Here is a 5,377-nt window from a genome sequence, read left to right on the forward strand (position 1 = left end):
ATAACTATAAAGTTATATTTTTTAAAATAATTTAGTGACATTATAAAGGATATAATCTTAATCTAATATTAAAATATAATGAGACTTTTTAGCTATGTAAATAATATACGAATTGTTTATGGTAGATGCTAATACAATCTTTAAATACTTATATTAAAAACAGAAAGCACCTACTGTGTATTTTTTAGTATTAGAAAAGTTTAATATTATCTTATACTTATGAAATTTTTATATTCTTAATATGCTTATTCTTTAAATTTTTGAAGAATATAATATTGATTTAATATAATTATAGTATTAAACTAATATTATTATAATATCTAAATAATATTAATTAAAAATTTTAAAGCGAATATATTGATTTACGCCCATACCAATTTTTTCCGCTTCTATCTTTACACGATCAAATTCATCTTGCGTAAAATAAAGTAAAAAAGACTTATCTCGTTTTAAATTTTTAGGCTTTTTTGCTTCTGATGTTTCTCCTCTTGCTTGATTTATAAAATTTTCTTCACTCGTAGCTGGAGTTGTATTTACTTTTTTAAAACCCATTTTTAATCCTTAATATTTTCTTTTACAACTTGTAATAACTCGGCATAAAAATTTTCGAAATCTTCAAGTGCCCTATCCCCATTTTTGCAAAATTCACTCAAACTATTCCCATTTGAAACCGTTTTTCTATAAGCTTGTCTTTCGTAAATAACAGAGTTTAATAAAAAGACATCACTTAAATTTCGCTCTTTTTTTGCATCATCAATATATTCGCGCATGTTTTCAAGCTCTTTTGCCAAAAAAGGATTTGGAGAAACACGGTTTACAAGTATAAGAGTAAGCAACTTCTCATTTAACTCTTTCGCTTCGCTACTAAGATCGAGCATGCGATCAAGAACACTCACATCATACTGTGATGGTATGGTTGGTATTATAAGTACATTTGATGACAACATCGCCTTACGCATCTCTTTACTATCACGCCCACCAGTATCGACTACAATAGAGTCAAAGTTATCCCGCATACGCTTTATCTCATCACCCAAGCTAACACCTGTTTTTGATACGCTTGAAAAGAGCGGTTTTAAATTTGACTGACTTCTAATATCTGAAAAAACTTCGGTTGAACGTTGTGGATCGGCATCTATTAAAAGGACATTATCTCCATCCTCTGATAGCCTAGCTGCTAAATTTACAGCGAGTGTAGTTTTGCCACTACCACCCTTTTCATTTACTATAGATATTACCATTTTTAATCCTTTTCTTTTTTATTGGATTATATCATAAAAATATCTTTTTCATATCTATATATTTTTATATAAATATTATTATCATATTATTATAATATTTATTTCATATAATCTCTTTAGTTAAAATATAGATAAGAATTATAAATATCAACACATAAAACACAAATTTAAGAACACTTATTCTGCTATTATAGAAGATATAATTAACGAACAACCATCTATACAAAAATAAAAATAGGTATTTATTATCAGCCAATACAACCACAAAAGCAATACATAATTTTTAAATCGAGGTAAAAGCATTATTATTTTTATATAATATTATTATAATACCTAAATCATATTAAAATAATATTTCTAATTGACACCCTACTTCACCAATTCCTCTGCTATTATACAAATCATTAAAGTCACTGTATCCACTAGAAATTTCTGTATCATTAAAATTTGGGATACAGACACTTACATTTTTAAAATTATTTTTAATCTGTATTGCCTTTTCTTTTCCAATATTAAACCCGCTCTCTTTTTCTTTCTTGACATCATTATCAGCAGCAATTATAATATGTATATTACAAAACCTTGCAGAAAAATCCTGAACTACAAATTCTAAATTACCTACATCAAGTCCAACTATCACAGGCATCTTACAAGCTTCATGAACGCTTGCTGCAGTGGCAAAACCTTCACATATATAAATTTTATTATATTTTGATAAAGCGTCAATATTAAGTTTAGCTGAATTTTTATTATAAAGATCCATATCATCACTTAAAATAAAAAAATTTCCTCGCTTCTTGGCAAGAAGCTTTTCACCATTTTTCTTTTGCTCTTTTGAAAGTAGGGCGCCTATCATCTTATTTCCATTTGGAAATATCCGCTGAAGAGACCAAAATTTTTCGTTGATATCAAAAAGTGGCATAAGAACATTTCCGAATCTATCCTGCTTTAAACCGTAATTTCTATAAACTCTTTTCTTGACGAAGTAAGCATGATCTAAAACAGCAAATTTTGCAGCCAGAAACTCATCAAATAAAATTTTAGCTGTTTTTTTATATTCGTCTTCTAATTCATTCTCTCTTTGTAACTGCTTTTGAATAAAATTTGTATTATCTTTTGTTAATTTCTGAGTTTTTTTACTATAAAAAAGTTCATCAGAATAGGGCAATATGTCTAATGTCTCATATTTCCAATTACTACTAAATCCACTTTTAAAATTTTGTATAAACCCAGCTGGTGCACCATCTAAATAACCAACATATGCACCACTTTTTTGCGTACCCTTATCGCCATCTACTCTAACACGTCGCAAAATTCCATCCATTATTGGCGTGTCTACTTCAAGCCCAGCCGAATTTAAGGCAACTTTAAATTTTGAAGATACGTCAGTAATATCAATTTGATATTTTTGAGAATAGGGCACTTTGAATTTTGTAATACCATCTGATAATGCAGTTTTTTTATTAGCTCCTTCTTTTTTATTTTCTTCAAGCAACTTTATTAATGCCTCAAAATCAAAAGTATCATAAATAAACCATCTTTTTTCGTCACTATCCCACATAGCCCCCATTGTTTTTGCAGTATTTTTTAGAGAGTAGGGTACATCAATATAAATTTTTTTTCTTTTTCTTGGCATATTAAAAACCTATCATATTCATATTAATAAAATATTATTCTAATATCTTTATAATATTATTATCATATTTAAATAATATTATAAAATTTAAAATAAACAAATTTTCTTTTGTTATTATACTAAGTTTCTATATCCCTCTTTACAATGACACTTTTACAAGATCAATAAAAACTTTGAACTTATTTTTATTGATCTTGTAAAAACAAGTTATCGGCGCGCATTTAAAATAAGAGTATCTTGTATATAAAATGAGAGCGAGGCATAAACCCATGTTCTTTCACTCTCATTTTATATGCCGATTTTGTCCTTTTAAACGCCCTTTAAAATATCTTTAAAACTCTTGTTCGCTTTTAATCTATATGCTTCATATCTCTAAGTAGACCTACAAATCTACCTATTATTTGACATTCACATTGATAAAATCTCATAGGTGTATAAATAGGATTGTAAGATACTAACATTAATTCTTCTCCTTGTTTATAGCACTCTTTGATGACTAGCCCCTCCGGAGTGTTTACCGCATATACGTTTCCATCTTTATATGGTACGCCTCTTGCTATCATGCATAAATCCCCGTTGCACAGATGGGGCTCCATACTATCGCCTTGAGCCGGTATAATATCAACAGGATAAGGCCCGCTACAGTTACTAAATTTATTTAATATTTTATTATCCATTACTACCTCGTCAAAATCTTCGTCTTCATTCCAGCCCCCACCGCCGAGGCTTGCTCTAACGTTAAACAGCCTTAGAGTTTTGTATCTCTTTTCGGACTCGTCCAAACTTTTGCCCTCTTGATTGTAAAAGAATAAATTGATAGAAATTTTGCGTTTTACTAAAAAATCCATTATTTGCTTATACGGTACGGCGTTTCTAAATTTCATCTGGGCGTAGGGGTTAGGGTTTATCCCCAGTTCTCTGGCTACATCACCATCTTTAATGTTTTTCTTGCCTTCGGTAGCCAATATGTCCTTTAATCTCTCCGTAACTTCGTTCATATTCATACATTTTCCTTTTGATTTTATTTTGTAATAAATTTATCTAATTTTAGTCCAAATATTAAAATTTATTATATTTTATAAGGAATATACCCAAACCACAGCCCATACACAGCTGTGTAGAGTTATAGTCTGCTATAAAGAAATAAAGGAGACAATATGGTAAGAGCCAAGCTTAAAAGGTTGATCATAGAGGCCCGGGGTTTTGATTTTAGGAGCAGAACAATGTTTTGTGTATGGAGCCCGAGCTGGAACGCCAAGATAACGATAGAGGGCAGGTATGAATATAAAATAACCGATATCAAAAGCGAGATTATAAGATATGAAAAGGCCATAAACCGTGGTGAGCTAGCCTGTAATGTTAAAAATCAAAAATACATGGCTGCCCTTTACAAAGAATTAAAAAGACTAGGTGGGGCGGCATAAACCGCCGCCTCTTAAAAATTCATAATCAATAGCTCGCCACTAGTTTTTCTTTCCACTGCATTGTTGAGGCTATAACTTACCTCAAGCTCTTTGATATTAAGGCCCGCGTAAAGATCGCGCACCATTTCGCAATCGTTATAGCTAAGCATAAATTTGGCCTTAACGCTCTTTAAAATTTGAGCCAAATTTTGATGATCAGACGTCGTAAATCCATCCACCGTCTTGTAATAATTTTCCGTTCCTACGTAAGGCGGATCTACGTAAAACAGAGTATCGGCGCCGTCATACTGTCCTATCAGCTTTTCATAACTCAAATTTTCTATAGAAGCACGCCTTAGACGCCTTGAGTATATAGAAAAGTCCCTGTATATATTTTTAGCACTCCTATTTTTGGGCATGGCAAAATTATCCCCTTTTGCGCCAAAGCTTAAACTTATTTAATAGTAGTAAAACGCCGCAGCCTCTATCTTGTTTTTAGACTTTATCTTACCCTCTTTTATAGCATAGAATATCTCGCGGCTTTTTAGCATAGCATTCACATGGGCACTTAGGCTTTGTGGTCTAGTTCTAATAATGCGGTGTAAATTTATGAGATCGCCGTTGATGTCATTGATTATCTCGATTTTGCTTGGTTCTTTTTGATAAAACACCGATAGTGCACCACCGAATACCTCAACATATTTAATATGTGGCGGCATAAGAGGGATTATCTTGCTTGCCAACTTTGATTTACCGCCTACCCAAGCAAACGGAGCCTTTAGTTTAGTAGTCTTCATGATTTTCCTTACAAATTTAAATTTTTTCGCTACCTTGTAAGAAAATTTAGTAATATTACCTTGCTACTTTGTATTTACGAGGCGGGGTTGCCGGCGGCCTTGCTTCGTAATGTTTCACCCCTCAAATTCAATCTCTATTTCGTAATTATCCGTACTTAATCTATGACCCGCGCTCTTTATACTAAATTCGTTTGCTTCTAACCCCGCTATGCCGCTAAATTTGAGTTTCCCGCCAGCTACTATATTTGCGCCGGATAAAGAACACCTGCCGTTTATGCCGCCCTTTTGTAGTTCGTTTAG

The 5,377-nt window shown here is 31.8% G+C and carries 5 protein-coding genes and 2 pseudogenes; 1 reads left to right on the plus strand and 6 read right to left on the minus strand.

The genetic code is table 11. The features are described from left to right. Positions 1–330: 330 nt before the first annotated feature. The 4 genes from UNSWCS_RS04790 to UNSWCS_RS04805 all read right to left on the minus strand — a co-directional run bounded on the left by UNSWCS_RS04790 (position 331) and on the right by UNSWCS_RS04805 (position 3,881). On the minus strand, positions 331–552 hold the full coding sequence (locus UNSWCS_RS04790) for a hypothetical protein (RefSeq protein WP_021087559.1): 222 nt from the start codon (positions 550–552) through the stop codon (positions 331–333). Positions 553–554: 2 nt separating this feature from the next. Then, positions 555–1,241, minus strand: a complete 687-nt coding sequence (locus UNSWCS_RS04795) for an AAA family ATPase (protein WP_021087560.1) — start codon at positions 1,239–1,241, stop codon at positions 555–557. A 343-nt stretch (positions 1,242–1,584) separates the two neighbouring features. Beyond that, complete coding sequence (locus UNSWCS_RS04800) at positions 1,585–2,877, minus strand: DUF5710 domain-containing protein (RefSeq protein ID WP_021087557.1); 1,293 nt, start codon at positions 2,875–2,877, stop codon at positions 1,585–1,587. 350 nt (positions 2,878–3,227) lie between these two features. Beyond that, a complete protein-coding gene (locus UNSWCS_RS04805; protein ID WP_021087558.1) occupies positions 3,228–3,881 on the minus strand; it encodes a helix-turn-helix transcriptional regulator in 654 nt (217 codons plus the stop codon). Between the two features lie 153 nt (positions 3,882–4,034). Here UNSWCS_RS04805 and UNSWCS_RS04810 point away from each other — a divergent pair, with 153 nt between their 5' ends. Further along, a complete protein-coding gene (locus UNSWCS_RS04810) occupies positions 4,035–4,301 on the plus strand; it encodes a hypothetical protein (protein WP_035143533.1) in 267 nt (88 codons plus the stop codon). An 11-nt stretch (positions 4,302–4,312) separates the two neighbouring features. On the opposite strand, the pseudogene UNSWCS_RS04815 reads toward UNSWCS_RS04810, so the two are convergent. Next, positions 4,313–5,077, minus strand: a pseudogene (locus UNSWCS_RS04815) (DNA adenine methylase). A gap of 114 nt (positions 5,078–5,191) precedes the next feature. Then, positions 5,192–5,377 (minus strand): annotated as a pseudogene (locus tag UNSWCS_RS11950) (phage tail protein); the annotation flags it as partial.

This window comes from Campylobacter concisus UNSWCS (assembly GCF_000466685.1).
GTDB classification, from domain to species: Bacteria; Campylobacterota; Campylobacteria; order Campylobacterales; family Campylobacteraceae; genus Campylobacter_A; species Campylobacter_A concisus_A.

Coding starts and splice junctions, on each gene's coding strand:
- UNSWCS_RS04790 (WP_021087559.1), bottom strand. CDS start 552: ATGGGTTTTAAAAAAGTAAATACAACTCCAGCTACGAGTGAAGAAAAT.
- UNSWCS_RS04795 (WP_021087560.1), bottom strand. CDS start 1,241: ATGGTAATATCTATAGTAAATGAAAAGGGTGGTAGTGGCAAAACTACA.
- UNSWCS_RS04800 (WP_021087557.1), bottom strand. CDS start 2,877: ATGCCAAGAAAAAGAAAAAAAATTTATATTGATGTACCCTACTCTCTA.
- UNSWCS_RS04805 (WP_021087558.1), bottom strand. CDS start 3,881: ATGAATATGAACGAAGTTACGGAGAGATTAAAGGACATATTGGCTACC.
- UNSWCS_RS04810 (WP_035143533.1), top strand. CDS start 4,035: ATGGTAAGAGCCAAGCTTAAAAGGTTGATCATAGAGGCCCGGGGTTTT.